This is a genomic window from Kitasatospora sp. MY 5-36, assembly GCF_001182915.1.
In the GTDB taxonomy this organism is placed as follows: domain Bacteria; phylum Actinomycetota; class Actinomycetes; order Streptomycetales; family Streptomycetaceae; genus Kitasatospora.
The window spans coordinates 1-1,136 of record NZ_LFVW01001262.1 but is presented as its reverse complement, the minus strand read 5'-3'; the positions used below and the strand labels follow the sequence as shown (position 1 = coordinate 1,136).

Sequence of the window (1,136 nt, the reverse complement as noted above, 5' to 3'; positions counted from 1 at the left end):
CGTGCCGCTGCCGGCGCTCGCCGTGCCGCCCCCGCCCGCCGGGGCGCCGTCCACGTGGGCGGCGCCCGGCGGGCGGGTGGCGCCTAATGGCATGTTCATGGCGGACCTATCGCTCGGTACACGGCCCGCGGTGTGCGGGCCGTTCGGACAGTGAGAAGACTGTCGCACAGCGTTGTCACCCCTGTGGGTGATTTCGACAGAACGCGGGCAAAATTTCCGCTGGCATATGCCACTGTGGCCGGAGCCGTCGTCGCCCTGTGTGCGGACGGGGGCCCGAGGCGGTAACCTTCGGTGATTCCGGCGCCCGGGCGCCCACCGCAGTACCGACCAGAGACCCCGGCGACGGAAATCCCGTTGCCACTCCGACCGCCGCAACGGATGCTGACCTCATGTTCGAGCCAGTGATAGCACCCAGTGCCAGCCTCCTAGGCCTCCTTCAGCGAGGCCGTGGTGACGGGCAGCTCCACGCGCTGGCCGCCGACCGTGCCGAGGCCATCGCCGCGCTGGAGGAGTGCATCACCAGGGACCCGCGAGCCGACTGGCAGGTCGAGAGCCGCTCCCTCTACTACGCGCGCATCTACATGGACCTGGAAGCCCCCCTCGAGGGCATCGAGGACCACCTCCACTCCGCCGAGGACCTGGTCACCGACGACGAGAGCCGCACCGGCCTCGCCCTTTCCGTCCTGGGCCACCTCGCCGCGTACGGCCGGCGCGACGCGCTGCTGATGCTGCGCGAGTACGCCGCCACCGGCGCCAACTGGGCGTGGGCCCTCGACGAGCTGGCCCTGCGCGACGACGACCGCGGCCTGCTGCTGCTCGGCACCGCCGTACTGGACCACTTCGAGCCGGGCCCCGAGGGCGACGCCGAGCTGCGCGAGTTCATCCGCAACGCGTACGAGCCCCGGCCCTGGCGGCTCTGGGCGGCCTACCACCCCAGAGTGGCGGCGGCCAGCGAGCAGTCACCCTTCGACCTGTGGCAGCGCCAGATCAACCGCAGCGGGGTCACCCCCGGCTGGTCCACCGCCGACGTGCTGGCCTGGGCCGACCAGGGCGAGCTCGGTGGCCTCGGCGCCGGCGCCTTCCTCGGCCGGCCCGACGCCCGCCCGGAGCCCGCGCGCGGCCCCGACTCGCCGTCC

Annotated in this window: 1 pseudogene; it reads left to right on the top strand. The window is 73.0% G+C overall.

Features of this window, described 5'->3' with window-relative positions:
• Positions 1-389 precede the first annotated feature (389 nt).
• Positions 390-1,136 (top strand): annotated as a pseudogene (locus tag AE652_RS41825) (HEAT repeat domain-containing protein); the annotation flags it as partial.